Below are 16,581 nucleotides of genomic sequence, written 5' to 3'. Positions count from 1 at the left end.
CCCGTCATGACCGAACAACGCGCCGCCGTCGTCACCGGCGGTTCCCGGGGGATCGGCCGCGCGATCGCCCAGGAGTTGGCCTCGCGGGGAGTCGCCGTGGTCGTGGGCTACCAGGGCGCGGCCGACGCCGCCGCCGAGGTGGTCGGCACGATCGCGGCGGCGGGCGGCCGGGCCGTCGCGGCCCAGGCCGACGTCGCGGACGAAACCGCCGTCGCGGCGATGTTCGACACCGCGGAGCGGTCCTTCGGCGGCGTCGACATCGTCGTCAACTCGGCGGGCCGCATGGCGCTGTCCCCGATCGCCGAACTGGACCTCGCCGACTTCGACGCGCAGCACCGGACGAACGTGCGCGGCGCGTTCGTCGTGGCGCGCGAGGCGGCGCGCCGCCTGCGCGACGGAGGGTCGGTCGTCAACCTGTCCTCGTCCGTGGTGGGGCTCCAGTTCCCCGCGTACGGCGCGTATGCCGCGAGCAAGGGCGCGGTCGAGGCGATGACGCTCGTCCTCGCCCGCGAGCTGCGCGGGCGGCGGATCACCGTCAACGTCGTCGCGCCCGGCCCGACCGCGACCGACCTGTTCCTGCGGGGCAAGGACGACGACACCATCGGGCGGCTCGCCCAGCAGCCCCCGCTGGAACGGCTCGGTACGCCCGAGGACATCGCCCGCGTCGTCGCCTTCCTGACCGGTCCCGAGGGCCACTGGGTCAACGGCCAGGTCGTGCGCGCGAACGGCGGCATCATCTGACGGACGCGCGCCGCGCGTCCGTCGCCGCTACTCCAGGGGCCGACGGCCCGCGAAGCCGCAATCCTGGCGGTGGTACCACGCGATGTCGCGGTCGCCTTCGAGCCAGCACAGGTGGATGGGGGTGCCGTCGTCGAGGTCGGCGGGGAAGTCGAGGAGCAGCGGGGCGAAGCCCTTCAGCTCCGCGCCGGTCTCCTGGACCTTGGTCATCAGCTCGTCGAGGCGCGCGTGCATGCCCTTGAGTTCCGGGAGGCCGCCCTGCTCGGTCGGCCCTGCGGACGCGGCCAGGTCGGTGGACAACTCGGCGGCCCGCGCCCGGAGCGCGACGATCTCGTCCAGGACCGGAAGTAGTTCGGCGAGCGTGGCCCGGGCCTCGGTGATGTCGAACAAACCCATGGGCCCAGCTTGTCACGCCGCGCCGGGGGAGCCGGGGCCCGTCCCCGTGTTCGTGTGCGCCGTCGGGCACGGTGCCGGGTCCGTCCGGCCGCGCGGGGTGCCGCGCGGCCGGAGGTCGGCGTGCGGTCAGGTACGGAACGGGCCCGTGACGCAATAGGTGATTCCCCCGCCGGACGATCCGCTCGTGCCGCGCTGCGAGGAGAAGTAGAGCCGGTTGCCGGCCGGGGTGAAGGCGGGGCCGGTGATCTCCGACGCGCTCTGGCCGGTCACGCGCAGGAACACCGAGATCGTGTCGGCGGGCGTGATCACGCAGATCTCCATGTTGCCGCCGTCCTCGGCCACGTACAGGTCGCCGAAGGTGGAGCCCGTGATGTTGTCGACGCCGGTCAGCGGTGCCGGGCCGGGGTTGACCAGGTCGTCGTCGTAAGCGAGTTCGTAGGTGCCGGCGTTCAGGTTGAGCTGCCACACGCGGTTGTCGCCCTTGGTGGTGAACCACACGGTGTCGTCGGCGTAGTGGCAGCCCTCGCCGCCGTTGAACCGCTTGGCGCCGGAGACCTGGCTGCGCGTCGCGGTCGGGGAGCCGTCCGGGTCGGGGACGTTCGCCCACGTGAACGTGCCCGAGGTGGCGCTCCCGGCGACGAGCACCTGGAGTCGGCCCGCGGAAAGGTCGCCCCACGTCGTGGGGACGAAGCGGTAGAAGCAGCCGTTCGACTGGTCCTCGGTCAGGTAGACGACGCGCCGCACCGGGTCGGCGGCAGCCGCCTCGTGGGAGAAGCGCCCCATCGCCGGGCGCGCGACGGCGGTGCCGCCGAGGGGGTACGTCTCCCACACGCGCCCGGTCGACGTCTCCTCGCACGACAGCCAGGTGTTCCACGGCGTCTTGCCGCCCGCGCAGTTGTTGCTGGTGCCGGACAGGATGCGCGACGCGGCGGTCGGCGTGCCGGCCGCGTCGAAGCGGATCATGGACGCGCCGCCGCCGGAGGAACTGCTCACCTCCGCGTTGGAGACGTAGATCCAGCCGGTCCCGTCGGCGAAGCACGCGCCGCCGTCGGGGGCGGAGTGCCACGTGTAGGAGGTGCCGGGGACGGCTTGGCCGCTGCGGGCGACCACCTGGCTCGTGAATCCCGCGGGGAGTTGGATGCCGTTGGCGTCGGCCGCGAGCAGCGGGCCGTACGGCCCGGCGGCGTTCTGGGCGGGTGCCGCGAACGACGCCGCGCCGTGCCACAGGCTTCCGGAGAAGGCCAGGGTACCGGCGCCGACGACCGAACCACGAAGAAAGGTACGGCGTTCCATCGACTGGCTCCTTGTCGGTATCACAGACATCGCAGGACTGTCGTTGACGCGTCGTCGACACCGTAGGGGAGCCGCGGGAAACTCCGGGGGCATGCCGCAGTGAACGCGCGGCACCGCCGAAGTCCCGCTTGGGAGCGTGTTGTTCAGCCTTCGGTCAACTGCTTCTTCTGGACCTTGCCCATCGCGTTGCGCGGCAGCTCGCCGCGCAGCACGACGCGGCGCGGGCGCTTGTGGACGGACAGCGACTCGGCGACGAACGCGGTGAGTTCGTGCCCCGTGACCCCGTCGGCGACGACGAACGCCACGATCTCCTGGCCGAGATCGTCGTGCGGCACACCGACGACGGCCGCCTCGCGCACCGCCGGGTGGGCGAGCAGCGCGCCCTCCACCTCGCCGGCGCCGACGCGGTATCCGCCGCTCTTGATGAGGTCGGTCGACGCGCGCCCGACGATGCGGTGCCATCCGTCGGCGCCGATGACCGCGACGTCCCCGGTCCGGAACCACCCGTCGGCGGTGAACGATTCGGCCGTGGCGTCGGGCCGGTTGAGGTAGCCGTCGAACAACATGCGGCCCCGGACCTGGAGTTCGCCGACGGTCTCGCCGTCGCGCGGGGCGGGTGTGCCGTCCTCGCCGGTCAGTCGAGTCTCGACGCCGTCGACGGGCAGGCCGACCCAGCCCGCGCGTTTGTCGCCGTCGGCGCGGGCGCTCACGGTGATCAGCGTCTCGGTCATGCCGTAGCGCTCGACGGGCACGAGCCCGGTCAGGCCCGCCAGGCGGTCGAACACCGGCACCGGCAGCGGCGCGCTGCCCGACACCAGCAGCCGCGCACCGGCGAGCGCGCGGGCCGCCTCGGGGTCGTCGGTGACGCGCGACCACACCGTGGGCACGCCGAAGTACACACTGCCGCCGGCCTTCGCGTACGCCTCCGGAGTCGGACGCCGGGTGTGCACGACGCGCGAGCCGACCCGCAGGGCGCCGAGCACGCCGAGCACCAGGCCGTGCACGTGGAACAACGGGAGCCCGTGCACCAGCACGTCGTCCGGCGTCCACGCCCACGCGTCGGCGAGGGCGTCGAGGTCGGCGGCGAGCGCGGCGTGCGACAGCTGGACGCCCTTGGGCGGGCCGGTGGTGCCGCTCGTGTAGAGGATCAGCGCGGTCGCGTCGGGCGCCGGAGCGGCCGGGGCGGGGACGCCGGACGGCCGCGACGCGAGCGCGGCGTCGATCTCCTCGTCGGCGAGCAGGCGGGCACCGGAGTCGCCGAGGATGTGGTCGACTTCGCGCGGCCCTGCGTCCGGCGGCACCGGGACGACCGGAACGCCGCGCGTCAGCCCCGCGAGCACGGTCGCGACGGTGCCCGGTGACGGCGTCGCCCGGACCGCGACGGCCGCCTCGTCCGCGTCGAACCGCGCGGCGACCGCCGCGGCGGTGCCGAACAACTCCTCGCGGCTCATCGGCGTGCCGTCGACCACCACGGCGTCCCGCCGGTCCGGCAGGCCGACGGATTCGGGGACGAGCGGTGTCACGACGGATCCTCCACGGTCGCGGCGGTATGGCGGGTCGACACGGAGAATACGGGGTCGCCGCGCTCCGGCCGCCGCCGCGACCACGTTCGGGGGACACCGCACCCCGAGACTTCTCGAACGTGTGTTCGCTACCCTGGCACGGCGCCGCCTCCGGCCGCGGCGGGGCGCACGCGCGCGGAAACCCGCGGCAGCACCGCGAACCGAGGGTCTACGCTGTGCGCCTGCTCACCGCGCCCGTCTCCGGCGGGCCGCCGATTCCCCGGGGGGAAACCGATGCCGCGCCGTTCCCTACGTGTTGTCTCCGCGACCGTCGCGGGTGTCGCGCTCGCCGCGACCCTCGCCGGGTGCGGCCAACTCGAGTCGCGGCGGCACGCGTTCCCCGACGCGGTGTACGGCCCGGCCCCGACACCCGCCGTGACCGGGAGCGCGCCGGAGGCGTCCGGCCCGAACGGCCCGCCGACCGCCGCGCCGACCGCCTCACCGGCCGAGACCGTCGACCCGAGCGAGCCGTACGCCGACCTGACGGCGCGCCAACTCCTGGACCGCGCCGCCACGGCGTCGAAGGCGCTGACCACCGTGCACACGATCGCGTCGCTCCGCGACGGCTCCGAGACGATGCGCATCGACGTCGCCGTCGACCTCGCGAAGAAGGCGTTCACCGGCACCATCACCGCGAACGGCCGCACCGTCGAGGTCCGTCTCCGCGGCTCGGACGCGTGGCTGCGGGGCACCAAGGCGTACTGGAAGGACGCGGGGGCACCCGACGACGTCGCGAGCCGCCTGGCGGACAAGTACGTCCACTTCCCCGAAACCCACGACGGCCACGAGAAGTTCGCCGACCTCCTGGGCGTCGTCGACCCGGCGTTCGCGACGGCGGACTTCACCCGGCCGCGGCGCCTTCCCGCGCGCGACCACCGGGGCGAGCCCGTCATCGCCGTCGAGGCCCGTTCCGGCGCCGACGAGTTGACCGTCCTGCTGGCCGCCGACCGGGGGCTCGTGCCGGTCCGGGTCGGCGACGACGCGGGCAACAGCCTCGAATACCGCGACCAGGACGAGCCCGTCACCGTCGCGCGCCCGGCCGCCTCCCAGGTCGTGTCCGCCGAGGAACTGACCGGGGACATCGAACTGCCCGGCGTCTGAGCGGCGTTCCCCGGAACATCCCCGGAACATCCCGGGAACGGCCCGGCGCCGGCGCGGCTCCCGAGGGAAGCCCCCGGCGCCCCGCACCCCTGTGCCGCGTACCGTGGGAGGCACGGAACCCCCGCCCGCGACCGGGGCGTTCGCACACGCCGCCGCCACGGGAACCGCTGTGCTGCCTCGGCCGTCAAGAAGGCGATGGGGGTACGTCTCACAGAAGGGGACGATTCAGGTGCGTCGGATCGCCGGCATCGCGGTGGCGGGGCTTCTTCTGACCGGATCGGTGACCGCCTGCGGCAAACTCGACGGCGCGGCGCGGTCGGTGAAGGACGCCGCGGCGGAGGCGACGCCCTCGGCCGCGCGGTCGGCCGACACCGATCCCGCGACCGACCCGGCCCCGTCCGCCACCACGCGGACGCCCTCGCGCACCCCGGCCACGACGCGGCGCCCCACCTCGGTGTCGCCGTCGCCGTCGCGCCCGGTCACCGCCGCCGACGTGCCGAACCTGGCCGTGCCCGAACTGCTGTCGCTCGCCCGGGACGCCGCCGACGACGTCCGGACGGTGCACGTGCGCGCCACCATCAGGCTCACCGACGTCCCGAAGATGCTCATCGACGCGACCGTCGACCGGCAGCGCGAGGACTTCACCGGCAGCGCCACCACCGACCAGTACCAACTGCTCCTCACCCGCAAGGGCGGCGACGTCTGGATCAAGGGGGACGAGCGCTACTGGCTCGTCACCGGCGCGGGCAGGGTCTCCGCCGAACGGGCGAAGCTCCTCGCCACCAAGTACCTGCGCACGTCGGACACCGACCCGACGGTGTCCGGGCTGGTCGAGGGCATCATCGCCGCCGCCGATCCCGCGTACGCGCTGCACACCGTGAGCGACCGGTCGACCAAGCTGCCCCTCCAGCGGTTCGAGTCGTGGCAGGTGATCCCCGTCCAGGCCGCGAACGGCGACACGGCGTACATCAACGCGGGGCTGCCGGCCTACCCCATCCGGCTGATCACCAGCGGCGTGGAACCCGAGGCGGACAACTACGACAGGTTCGACGAACCGGTGACCGTGACGCCGCCACCCGCCGAGGAGGTCGTCGACGTCGAGCAACTGGGCTGACACCGGGGCCGCGGCGTACGCTCAGCCCCCGAACCGCCGGGCGAACCGCGCCAGATCGGCCTCCCGCTCCTCGGGCCGCCGCCCCGGGCAACTCGTGCACATCGCCTGCCCGGGCGCCCGGTAGATGAGGCAGCAGGACGCGCGGCGCACGAACCGCGCCCCCGCGACGTCCGTGTAGCGCGGCAACGGCAGCCGCTCGCCCAGGTGTTCGCCGGCCGCCGCGACCAACTCCCCGGCCAGGGCCGTCGCGCGCGGGATCTCGCCCACCGTCGTCCCGGCGCGCAGCAGCACCCCCGCGACCGAGTCCACCGCGACCGCCCACGCCGCGCGCGGCCGGACCGGCGCCACGCCGGCGAGCGCCGCGATGTACGCCGCCAGCGCGGCCCCCAGCGCCGACCCGACATCCGGCACACCGTCACCGATCGCGGCGGCCGACCGCGCCCCCGACGGCAGCCCGTCGGGCCGCATGTGCAGCGTGGTCGCCTCCGGGCGCGGATCGACCGCGCGCCGGGTGACCACGTAGGTGGCGAGCGCGGGCGTCACGAGGACCGTGCTCGCCGAGTACCACCACAGGACCGCCGCGACGCGCGCGTCGTCGGTGCGGTAGCGCCGCGCGGACTCGGCGACGCGCCGGCCCAGCCACGCCGCGTCGAGTACCGAGGCCGCCGGCACCGCCCGTTCGCCCGGCGGCAGCACCAACTGCCCCCGGTACTCCGGACACCAGTCCGTCAGCGCCGCCTGCGCCTTCTCGGCCGCCGCACCCGTGCCCTCCGTACCCGACTCCACCGACTGATCCCGCCTTTCCCGACAAGTCGAACAATCCCCCGATCACCCCCGCAACAGCGATCAACCATGACACGCGCCTGTAACAGGCGGGCCGTACGCTGCCGCACATGGGCAGCGGCAGTGCTGGTGCGACGCGCGCGGTCACGGTCGAAGTCGCGGAGGAGTTCCACCTCGTCGGGCTCGACACCCGGCACCTCGTGCCGGGCGCCCGCGACGTGCTGCGACGACTACCGGACGGCGAATTCACCTCCGAATTACAGCAGTCGGTCGTCGCGGCCCGCAGCGCCCCGCACGCCCGCCTCGCGGACCTGCGCGACGACCTGGTCCGCGCCCGCCGCGCGCTCGCCGACGCCGCCGAGCGCTCCGGGCTCGCCGTGGCCGCCGCCGGCACCGTGCCGCTCGCCCGCGTCGAGGAGATCCCCGTCACCCCCGACGTCCGCTACCTCGACATGGTCGACACCTACCAGCGCGTCGCCCACGAGCAACTCGTCTGCGGCACCCGCGTGCACGTCCGCGTCGCCGACCGCGACCTCGCGGTGCGCGCGCTGCCGTGGCTCGCGCCGTGGCTCCCCGTCCTGCTCGCGATGTCGGCCAGCTCGCCGTACTGGCTCGGCGGCGACACCGGCTACGCGAGCTGGCGCAGCAGCGTGTGGCGGCGCTGGCCCACCGCCGGCCCCGCCGGCAGCTTCGCCTCCGCCGCCGAGTACGACGCGATGGTCGACGGCCTGCTGCGCTCGGGTGTGATCAGCGACCCGGGCATGGTCTACTCCGACGTCCGCCCCGCACACGGCGCCCCGGCCCTCGAACTGCGCGTCACCGACGCCTGCCCGCACGTCGACGACGCGCTGCTCGTCGCGGGCCTGTTCCGTGCCCTCGTGGTCCGCGCCTGCGGCCACGCGGCCCGCGGCGACCGGCCGCCCGCGCCGCCCGACGCGTGGCTGCGCGCCGCGACCTGGCGCGCGGCCCGCTCCGGCCTCGAAGACGAACTCGTCGACCCCGTACGCCTCGACGCCGCGCCCGCCGCCGACGTCGTCCGCGACCTGCTCGACACCCTGCGCGCCGACCTCGCCGACCTGGGCGACTGGGAGCACGTCTCCGCCGCCGCCACCGCACTGCTCTCCCAAGGGAGTTCGGCCGCCCGACAACGCGCCGCCGCGGCCCGCGGCGGCTCCCTCGCCGACGCCGTCGACCTCGTCGTCGCCGAGACCCGCACCCGCCCGTCCGGTCCCCTCGGCGGCACCATCCCCGCCCAGCGCGCCCCCGGGCTCTTCGAGGCCTACACCGCCCCCGCCGACGAAGCCGTCGCCCCCGACGGCCGCGTCCGCCCCGACTACGTCGGCACCATCGCCGCCCTCACCCGCCTCGGCGCCGCCCGGCTGCGGGTGCGCGCCCGCGCCCGCGACGAGACCCAGCGCCGCCAAGGCACCCTCTTCCGCCCCGAGGGCGCCGACGAGCCCAGGCTCTTCCCGTACGACCTCTTCCCGCGCATCGTGCGCGGCGACGACTGGGCCCTGCTGCGCGGCGGGCTCGCGCAGCGCGTCGCGGCGCTGGAGGCGTTCCTGCACGACGTGCACGGCGAGCGCCTGGTGATCCGCGACCGCGTCGTGCCCCCCTGGGTCGTCGACGGCGCCCCCGGCCTGCGCGACACCGGCGCGCGCCTGCCCGCCGACACCGTGCGCATCACCCTGGGCGCCACCGACCTGGTCCGCGACGGCTCGGGGACGGACGGCTGGCTCGTGCTGGAGGACAACCTGCGCGCGCCGTCGGGCATCGCCTACGCCCTCGCCGCCCGCCGCCTCGCCGCCGCCGCGCTGCCCGAGATGCTCCCCGGAACGCGGCCCGGCGACCGCATCCTGACGCCCGACCAGGTCCCGTCCCTGCTCAAGAGCGCCCTCGTGGCCGCCGCGCCGCGCCGCTCCGAACGCGACCCGGCCGTCGCGCTGCTCAGCGACGGGCCGGACAGCCCCGCGTGGTACGAACACAAGCTCCTCGCCGACGAGATGGCCGTCCCGCTGGTGACGCCGTCCGACCTGCGCATCGTCGACGGCCGCGTGGTGGCGATGGGCGGCCGGTACGGCGCGTACCCCGTCGACGTCCTCTACCGCCGCATCGACGAGGACCGCCTGCTCGCGGCGACCGGCGCCGACCGCCGCCCGCTCGGCCCGCCCCTGCTCGACGCCGTCCGCTCCGGCACCGTCGCCATCGCGAACGCCCTCGGCAACGGCGTCGCCGACGACAAGGTGCTGTACGCCTTCGTCCCGAGCCTCATCGAGTACTACCTCGGCGAACGCCCTCTGCTGCGCTCGGTCCCCACCTACCTGTGCGGCGACCCCGACGACCGCGCGTACGTCCTGGACCACCTCGGCGAACTCGTCGTCAAACCCGTCGACGGCCACGGCGGCACCGGCGTCGTGATCGGCCCCGACGCCACCGAAGCCGAGCTGAAGCAGGCCCGCGTCGAGATCACCGCCGCGCCCCGCCGCTGGGTCGCGCAGGAGACCGTCACGCTGTCCACACACCCCACCTTCACCGGCGAGCGCTTCGAGCCGCGCGCCGTCGACCTGCGCACCTTCGTGTGCCACTCCTCCGGCGGCCCCGCCGTCCTGCCGGTGGCCCTGACCCGCTCCGCGCCGTCCCGGAGCCTGCTCGTCCACGCGCTGCGCGGCGGCGGGGCCAAGGACACCTGGATCATGCGGTGACCCCCAACTGCTCCCGCGATGCGCTGACTTCCCCCGCGTTTCTCCCGTTGAGAGCAACCTCACAGGAGTCTTCAGGCCCCGTGAGGGAACACCATTCCCGCAGGTCACCGGTGTCTCGTCGAAGGGCCGCGCGGTGCCCGGCATATGGGACCGAGCTGCGGGGGACCACTATGCGTGTCCTAGGGTTCGGGGCATTCCGACCGGAAACCCCGGACGGCCGGGCAAAGAGGGGCAGGTAGCTCGTGATCCGCAAGTTGCTGGTGGCCAACCGTGGCGAGATCGCCGTACGGGCGCTGCGTGCCGCAACCGAGCTGGACATCACCACGGTCGCCGTCTACGCGTACGAAGACCGTCACTCGCTGCACCGTCAAAAAGCCGACGAAAGCTACGAGATCGGCGAACGCGGCCATCCGCTGCGCGCCTACCTCGACGTCGACACGATCGTCGGAGCCGCGATCGCGTGCGGCGCCGACGCGATTTACCCCGGGTACGGATTCCTCTCCGAGAACCCGCTGCTCGCCGAGGCCTGCGAGGCCAACGGCATCACCTTCGTCGGACCGAACGCCGCCGTGCTCTCGCTCGCCGGCAACAAGGTCCGCGCCCTGGAGGCCGCCACGGGCGCGGGCCTCCCCACCCTGCGCACCGCCGCGCCCCGCGAGGACGTCGACGCGCTGCTCACCGCCGCCGACGAGATCGGCTTCCCGATCTTCGTGAAGGCCGCGGCGGGCGGCGGCGGGCGCGGCCTGCGGCGCGTGGACCGGCGCGATGACCTGCGCGGCGCGATCGAGACCGCGATGCGCGAGGCGCAGACGGCCTTCGGCGACCCGACGGTCTTCCTCGAGGAAGCCGTCGTGCGGCCCCGCCACATCGAGGTGCAGGTCCTCGCGGACGCGGCGGGCGGCGTCGTGCACCTCTACGAGCGCGACTGCTCCGTGCAGCGCCGCCACCAGAAGGTCGTCGAGATCGCCCCGGCGCCCCACCTGGACCCCGACATCCGCGCGCGCATGTGCGCGGACGCGGTCCGCTTCGCCGAGACCATCGGCTACCGCAACGCCGGAACGGTCGAGTTCCTGCTCGACGAACGCGGCCGGTACGTCTTCATCGAGATGAACCCGCGCATCCAGGTCGAGCACACCGTCACCGAGGAGGTGACCGGCGTCGACCTCGTGCAGGCGCAGCTGCGCATCGCCTCCGGCGCGACCTTCGAGGACCTGCGCCTCACCCAGGACGCCATCCGCGTCCAGGGCGCCGCGCTGCAGTGCCGCATCACGACCGAGGACCCCGCCCACGAGTTCCGCCCCGACACCGGCACGGTCTCGGCGTACCGCTCGCCGGGCGGCGCGGGCGTGCGGCTCGACGGCGGGACGTTCACCGGTGCCGAGGTGCTGCCGTACTTCGACTCGATGCTGGTCAAACTGACGTGCCGCGGGCGGTCGTTCGCCGACGCGGTGGCCCGCGCCCGGCGCGCGGTCACCGAGTTCCGCATCCGCGGTGTCGCCACCAACATCCCGTTCCTCCAAGCGGTGCTCGACGACCCGGAGTTCCGCGAGGGCAAGGTCACCACGTCGTTCATCGACGACCGCCCGGACCTGGTCCGCGCCCGCGCCGGCGCCGACCGCGGCACGCGGCTGCTGGCGTACCTCGCCGACGTCACCGTCAACCGCCCGCACGGTGTCGCGCCCGCGCTCGCGACGCCGCGCACCAAGCTCCCCGAACTGCCGTCCGGGACGGGCAAGAGCGTTCCGCCGGGCAGCCGGCAGAAGCTCCTCGAACTGGGCGCGAAGGGGTTCGCGGACGCCCTGCGCGCGCAGACCGCGCTCGCCGTCACCGACACGACGTTCCGCGACGCCCACCAGTCGCTGCTCGCCACGCGCGTGCGCACCTACGACCTCGCCGCGGTGGCACCGCATGTCGCCCGGCTCACCCCGCAGTTGCTCAGCGTCGAGGCGTGGGGCGGCGCGACGTACGACGTGGCCCTGCGGTTCCTCACCGAGGACCCGTGGGAACGCCTCGGCACGCTGCGCGACGCGATGCCGAACCTCGGCATCCAGATGCTGCTGCGCGGGCGCAACACCGTCGGCTACACGCCGTACCCGGACAAAGTGTGCGTGCGGTTCGTCGAGGAGGCCGCGCGCACCGGCATCGACATCTTCCGCATCTTCGACGCGCTCAACGACATCGACGCGATGCGCCCCGCGATCGAGGCGACCCTCGGCACGCACGCCGTCGCCGAGGGCACGCTCTGCTACACCGGCGACCTGGCGAACCCGGGCGAAAAGCTCTACACGCTCGACTACTACCTGCGGCTCGCCGAGCAACTGGTCGAGGCGGGCGTGCACGTGCTGTGCGTCAAGGACATGGCCGGGCTGCTGCGCGCGCCCGCCGCGCGCGCCCTCGTCGGAGCGCTGCGCGAGCGCTTCGACCTGCCCGTCCACCTGCACACCCACGACACCGCGGGCGGCCAGCTGGCGACCTACCTCGCGGCGATCGACGCCGGTGTCGACGCCATCGACGGCGCGTCCGCGGCCTTGGCCGGCACGACGAGTCAGCCGCCGCTGTCCGCGATCGTCGCCGCGACCGACCACACCGAGCAGGCGACCGGCCTGTCCCTGGACGCGCTGTGCGACCTGGAGCCCTACTGGGCCGCGGTGCGCGAGGCGTACGCGCCGTTCGAGTCGGGCCTGCCGGCGCCGACCGGGCGCGTGTACCGCCACGAGATCCCCGGCGGACAGCTGTCGAACCTGCGGCAGCAGGCCATCGCACTCGGCCTCGGACACAAGTTCGAGGAGATCGAGGACGCCTACACCGCCGCCAACCGGATCCTCGGCAACATCGTCAAGGTCACCCCGTCGTCCAAGGTCGTCGGCGACCTGGCCCTGCACCTGAGCGCGGTCGGCGCGGACCCGGCGAAGTTCGAGGAGGACCCGGCGTCGTTCGACATCCCCGACAGCGTCATCGGCTTCCTCCAGGGCGAACTGGGCACGCCGCCCGGCGGCTGGCCCGAGCCGTTCCGCACCCGGGCGCTGGCCGGACGCAGCACGACGGTGTCGCGGACGGTCGCCCTCAGCGAAGAGCAGGAGGCGGCACTCGACGGCGAAGACGTGCGCGGCACCCTCAACCGCATGCTGTTCCCCGGCCCGGCCCGCGACTTCGAGGAGGCGCGGCGGCTGTACGGCGACGTCTCGGTGGTGCCGACCCGGGCGTTCCTGCACGGTCTGGCGCCGGGGGAGGAGCTGACCGTCGAACTGTCGCCGGGCGTCGCGCTCTACCTCGCGGTCGAGGCGATCGGCGAGGCCGACGAACGCGGCTACCGGACGGTCTACTGCCGCATGAACGGCCAGCCGCGCGTGCTGTCCGTCCGAGACCGCTCGGTCAAGCCGGCCCGCCCGGAGAGCGAGCGCGCCGACACCGACAACCCGGGCCACGTCCCCGCCCCGTTCAGCGGCGTGGTCACGCTCCAGGTCGGCGTCGGCGACACGGTCGAGGCCGGCCAGGCGGTCGCGACGATCGAGGCGATGAAGATGGAGGCCTCGATCACCGCGTCGACCGGCGGCACCGTCCAACGCGTCGCCATCGACAAGGTCGCCTCCGTCGAAGCAGGCGACCTCCTCGCCGTCATCACCTGACGCCCCACCCCAACCCCCCCGAGGGAGGCCGCCCCGACACCGGGGCGGCCTCCCTCGGTTGTCTCGCCGACAGCAGCGAGCCCCAACCCTCGTCGGCTGAATCGGCTCCCGCGTCCCCGCGGCCCCCGCCGCGTCTCCCCGCGCCCTCGCACCTTCGTGCCCGCGTCCCCGAGACCGCCGCCCGCCCCCGCGCCGCCTCCCCGCACGTCCGCGGGCGGAGCCCCCGTCGGTGCCGTGTGGCGTGTTGGTGAGGCCAAACCGGCAAAAGTTGGTGGGGAGTGTGGGTGGGTGCGTTCCTCCTGCGGAGGGGGCCTCCGAACGTTGGCTGTGGGGGCGATCAAATTGGGCCAAAAGGACGTCTTCTCGTGAGAATTTCCGACCTCATTCGCGCGCGTTTACGCCCGTAGGGGGAGGTTTTGTGGTGTTTTGTGGTCTTCTATAACCCGTCGGGCCGCTTGCCCTGACATTTCTGTCGGCACAGACTCAGTGTCCGCTCGGGGTTTCGGTGACTGTCCGTTCCGGTTTTGGAGACCTGCATGGCTGTGCGCCTCGACGAGTACGATGCCGCCGTCACCCGGGGCGCCCGCTCTCCCAGGCCGGCGACCGAGCCCGCGAGCGTACCGCCCGCCGATCCCTTCGCCGACGATCTGCCCGGCCTCGCGGCCGACCTCCCCGGCGACGGCGACACCGACACCGACACCGAGACCGACACCGAGACCGGCGACCGCGCCGCCACCGCCGGCGACCGCCCGTCCGACGCCTCCGACGACACCCCCGACGGCGACCCGGCCCCGGCGACGATCGACATCGACGAACTCCTCGCCTACCCGCAGCTGCTCCAGCACCTCCCCACCCCCCTCGCCCGCGAGGCCGGCGACGGCCTGCTGGCCCGCCTCGCCGGTCTCGAACCGGGCACGTCCGAACACAGTTACGTGCGCGGCCTGCTGGTCGAGCTGAACCTCCCGATGGTGCGCCACGCGGCCGGCCGCTACCGGCGCCGCGGCGAACCCGTCGAGGACATCGTCCAGGTCGGCACCATCGGCCTCATCAAGGCGATCGACCGGTACGAGGCCGACCGCGGCAGCAGCTTCATGGCGTACGCGATGCCGACGATCATCGGTGAGATCAAACGTTTCTTCCGCGACACCTCCTGGTCGGTGCGGGTCCCCCGCCGCCTCCGCGAACTGCGCACCGAACTGCTCCGCGCCACCGACGAGTTGACCGCCACCCTGGGCCGCACCCCGACCCCGCGCGAACTCGCCGAGCGGATCGGGATCACCGAGGAGGAGGTCGTCGAAGGGCTCGACGCGTGCACCGTCTACACCGCGACCTCGCTCGACGAGACCGCGTACGGCGACGCCGACGGGCAGGAGACCGTCGGCGACCGCCTCGGCGCCGAGGACCACGAACTCGACCTGGTCGAATACCGCGAGGCGCTGCGCCCCCTGCTCGCCGAACTCCCGGGCCGGGAACGCGCGATCCTCGTCATGCGCTTCTACGGCAACCTCACCCAGGCCCAGATCGGCGAGCGCGTCGGCATCAGCCAGATGCACGTCTCGCGCTTGCTCGCCCGCACGCTGGCGTCGCTCCGCGAGCGGCTCATGGTGCCCAGCTGACACGACCGGGGACCGGACGGGGATCGAGGGAGCGCCGCTCTCCCGGTCCCCGTCCGTCGTTGTGCACGGTCAGGCTGGTGACGTGCTGGTTTCCGGCTTGGGCGCGAGGACCGGCGCGTCGTCCGCGGGGCCGTGTGACGCGGTCGGGCGGCGGCCGGGGATGAGCGTGGTCACGAGCGCGGCGGCGACCGCCGCGGCGCAGCCGACCCACAGGCCCGCCTTGAGGCCGCCGAGCGACGGGATCGCGCTGCCGTTGTAGGTCGTGGTCATGCCGGCGAGGATCATGCTGGTGACCGCCGCCGACGTCGACGTGCCGATGGACCGCATCAGGGTGTTGAGGCCCGTCGCCGCCCCGGTCTGCCGGGCCGGGACTGCCTGCATGATCAGCGCGGGCATCGCCGCGTACGCGAGTGCGGTCCCGGCCGCGGAGACGCACACCGCGATGATGATCTTCCAGACGGCGTCGAGCATGAACACCGCGAGCACGTAGCCCAGCGCGGTCAGCAGCGAGCCCAGGAACAGCGAGGCCTTGGGCCCGTACGCGGCGGACAGCTTCGCGGACAGCGGCGAGACGACCATCATCACCAGGCCGCTCGGGGCCATCACGAGGCCGGCGACCACCATCGACCGGCCGAGCCCGTAGCCGCTTCCCTCGGGCAGCATGAGGAGCTGCGGGATGACGAGCGCCTGCGCGTACATCGAGAAGCCGACGACGACCGACGCCAGGTTGGTGAACAGCACCTGCGGCTGCGCGCTGACGCGCAGGTCGACGAGCGGGTGGGGGGTCCGCAGTTCGCCCAGCCCCCACAGCGGCAGGATCACGAGTGTCGCCGCGAAGAGCCCGAGCGTGACGCCGCTGGTCCACCCCCAGTCGGCGCCCTTCGAGATCGCCAGCAGCAGGGCCAGCAACCCGGCGGACAGGCCGATCGTCCCGAGGACATCGAAGCGGGCGGGCGCGCGCACCCCTGATTCGGGGACGAGCAGCAGGACGAGGACGACGTCGATCGCGCCGAGCGCGGCCGTCCCCCAGAACAGCGCGTGCCAGTCGGCGCTCTGCGCGACGAGCGCGGCGACGGGGAGGCCGACGGCCCCGCCGATGCCGAGGGTCGCGCTCATCAGCGCGACGGACGGGCCGAGCCGGGCCGGGGGCAGCGCGTCGCGCATCAGGCTCATGCCGAGCGCGATGACGCCGAACGACGCGCCCTGCAGCACGCGGCCGATCAGCATCGGCAGCAGCGAGTTGCTGAGGGCGCAGATCACCGCGCCGAGCGTGAGTACCGCGAGGCACAGGAGGAGGATGCGGCGCTTGCCGTACATGTCCCCGAGCCGGCCCATGACCGGCGTGCTGACCGCGCCCGCGAGGAGGGTCGACGTGACGACCCACGACGCGTTGGACGCCGAGGTGTCGAGCAGGTCCGGGAGTTCGGTGAGGAGGGGGACGACGAGCGTCTGCATCAGCGACACGACGATGCCGCAGAAGGCCAGCACGCCGACGATCACACCGGTGCGGCCCGCTCCGGGGTCGTGCCCGTGGTGCTGTGTCGCGGCGCCGCGCGGTGCTGTGGCCATGACCCCCTCCGAGTTCCCCTCCGTGGTGTTCCGAAGCCGGCCTGCGGATGGATCGGAAGTCGCGGAGCTGTGTGTGCTGCG

At 73.8% G+C, this 16,581-nt stretch carries 11 protein-coding genes; 6 read left to right on the top strand and 5 right to left on the bottom strand.

Annotation, left to right across the window (positions count from 1 at the left end):
* Positions 1 to 6: 6 nt before the first annotated feature.
* A complete protein-coding gene (locus LO772_RS08790) occupies positions 7 to 741 on the top strand; it encodes an SDR family oxidoreductase (protein WP_231777824.1) in 735 nt (244 codons plus the stop codon).
* A 27-nt stretch (positions 742 to 768) separates the two neighbouring features.
* Here the strand turns inward: LO772_RS08790 and LO772_RS08785 are convergent, their stop codons facing one another.
* From LO772_RS08785 to LO772_RS08775, 3 genes are all read right to left on the bottom strand, one after another.
* The gene (locus LO772_RS08785; protein WP_231777823.1) at positions 769 to 1,134 is read right to left on the bottom strand and encodes a DUF2203 domain-containing protein; all 366 of its coding nucleotides are present in this window, start codon (positions 1,132 to 1,134) and stop codon (positions 769 to 771) included.
* Between the two features lie 126 nt (positions 1,135 to 1,260).
* Positions 1,261 to 2,427, bottom strand: a complete 1,167-nt coding sequence (locus LO772_RS08780) for an alkaline phosphatase PhoX (protein ID WP_231777822.1) — start codon at positions 2,425 to 2,427, stop codon at positions 1,261 to 1,263.
* A 143-nt stretch (positions 2,428 to 2,570) separates the two neighbouring features.
* On the bottom strand, positions 2,571 to 3,950 hold the full coding sequence (locus LO772_RS08775) for an AMP-binding protein (protein ID WP_231777821.1): 1,380 nt from the start codon (positions 3,948 to 3,950) through the stop codon (positions 2,571 to 2,573).
* A gap of 273 nt (positions 3,951 to 4,223) precedes the next feature.
* On the opposite strand from LO772_RS08775, the gene LO772_RS08770 reads away from it, so the two are divergent.
* Both LO772_RS08770 and LO772_RS08765 read left to right on the top strand, forming a co-directional pair.
* Entirely contained in the window at positions 4,224 to 5,090 is an 867-nt protein-coding gene (locus tag LO772_RS08770) for a hypothetical protein (protein WP_231777820.1), read from the top strand.
* A gap of 229 nt (positions 5,091 to 5,319) precedes the next feature.
* Entirely contained in the window at positions 5,320 to 6,204 is an 885-nt protein-coding gene (locus LO772_RS08765; RefSeq protein ID WP_231777819.1) for a hypothetical protein, read from the top strand.
* A gap of 21 nt (positions 6,205 to 6,225) precedes the next feature.
* On the opposite strand, the gene LO772_RS08760 is transcribed toward LO772_RS08765, so the two are convergent.
* A complete protein-coding gene (locus LO772_RS08760) occupies positions 6,226 to 6,990 on the bottom strand; it encodes a (2Fe-2S)-binding protein (RefSeq protein WP_231777818.1) in 765 nt (254 codons plus the stop codon).
* A 107-nt stretch (positions 6,991 to 7,097) separates the two neighbouring features.
* On the opposite strand from LO772_RS08760, the gene LO772_RS08755 reads away from it, so the two are divergent.
* The 3 genes from LO772_RS08755 to LO772_RS08745 all read left to right on the top strand — a co-directional run bounded on the left by LO772_RS08755 (position 7,098) and on the right by LO772_RS08745 (position 14,931).
* Positions 7,098 to 9,689, top strand: coding sequence for a carboxylate--amine ligase/circularly permuted type 2 ATP-grasp protein (locus tag LO772_RS08755; RefSeq protein ID WP_231777817.1), 2,592 nt, complete (start codon positions 7,098 to 7,100; stop codon positions 9,687 to 9,689).
* 242 nt (positions 9,690 to 9,931) lie between these two features.
* Complete coding sequence (locus tag LO772_RS08750) at positions 9,932 to 13,315, top strand: pyruvate carboxylase (protein WP_231777816.1); 3,384 nt, start codon at positions 9,932 to 9,934, stop codon at positions 13,313 to 13,315.
* A gap of 536 nt (positions 13,316 to 13,851) precedes the next feature.
* On the top strand, positions 13,852 to 14,931 hold the full coding sequence (locus LO772_RS08745; protein WP_231777815.1) for an RNA polymerase sigma factor SigF: 1,080 nt from the start codon (positions 13,852 to 13,854) through the stop codon (positions 14,929 to 14,931).
* 69 nt (positions 14,932 to 15,000) lie between these two features.
* Here the strand turns inward: LO772_RS08745 and LO772_RS08740 are convergent, their stop codons facing one another.
* A complete protein-coding gene (locus LO772_RS08740) occupies positions 15,001 to 16,500 on the bottom strand; it encodes an MFS transporter (protein WP_231777814.1) in 1,500 nt (499 codons plus the stop codon).
* Positions 16,501 to 16,581: the final 81 nt, after the last annotated feature.

Source organism: Yinghuangia sp. ASG 101, assembly GCF_021165735.1.
Lineage (GTDB): Bacteria > Actinomycetota > Actinomycetes > Streptomycetales > Streptomycetaceae > Yinghuangia.
The sequence above is the reverse complement of the archived record's forward strand: the minus strand, read 5'-3'. Positions and strand labels throughout refer to the sequence as shown.

Excerpts from the sequence above, each read along its gene's own strand:
- LO772_RS08755 (WP_231777817.1), top strand. The coding sequence starts at position 7,098 with ATGGGCAGCGGCAGTGCTGGTGCGACGCGCGCGGTCACGGTCGAAGTC.
- LO772_RS08745 (WP_231777815.1), top strand. The coding sequence starts at position 13,852 with ATGGCTGTGCGCCTCGACGAGTACGATGCCGCCGTCACCCGGGGCGCC.
- LO772_RS08790 (WP_231777824.1), top strand. The coding sequence starts at position 7 with ATGACCGAACAACGCGCCGCCGTCGTCACCGGCGGTTCCCGGGGGATC.
- LO772_RS08740 (WP_231777814.1), bottom strand. The coding sequence starts at position 16,500 with ATGGCCACAGCACCGCGCGGCGCCGCGACACAGCACCACGGGCACGAC.
- LO772_RS08770 (WP_231777820.1), top strand. The coding sequence starts at position 4,224 with ATGCCGCGCCGTTCCCTACGTGTTGTCTCCGCGACCGTCGCGGGTGTC.
- LO772_RS08780 (WP_231777822.1), bottom strand. The coding sequence starts at position 2,427 with ATGGAACGCCGTACCTTTCTTCGTGGTTCGGTCGTCGGCGCCGGTACC.
- LO772_RS08785 (WP_231777823.1), bottom strand. The coding sequence starts at position 1,134 with ATGGGTTTGTTCGACATCACCGAGGCCCGGGCCACGCTCGCCGAACTA.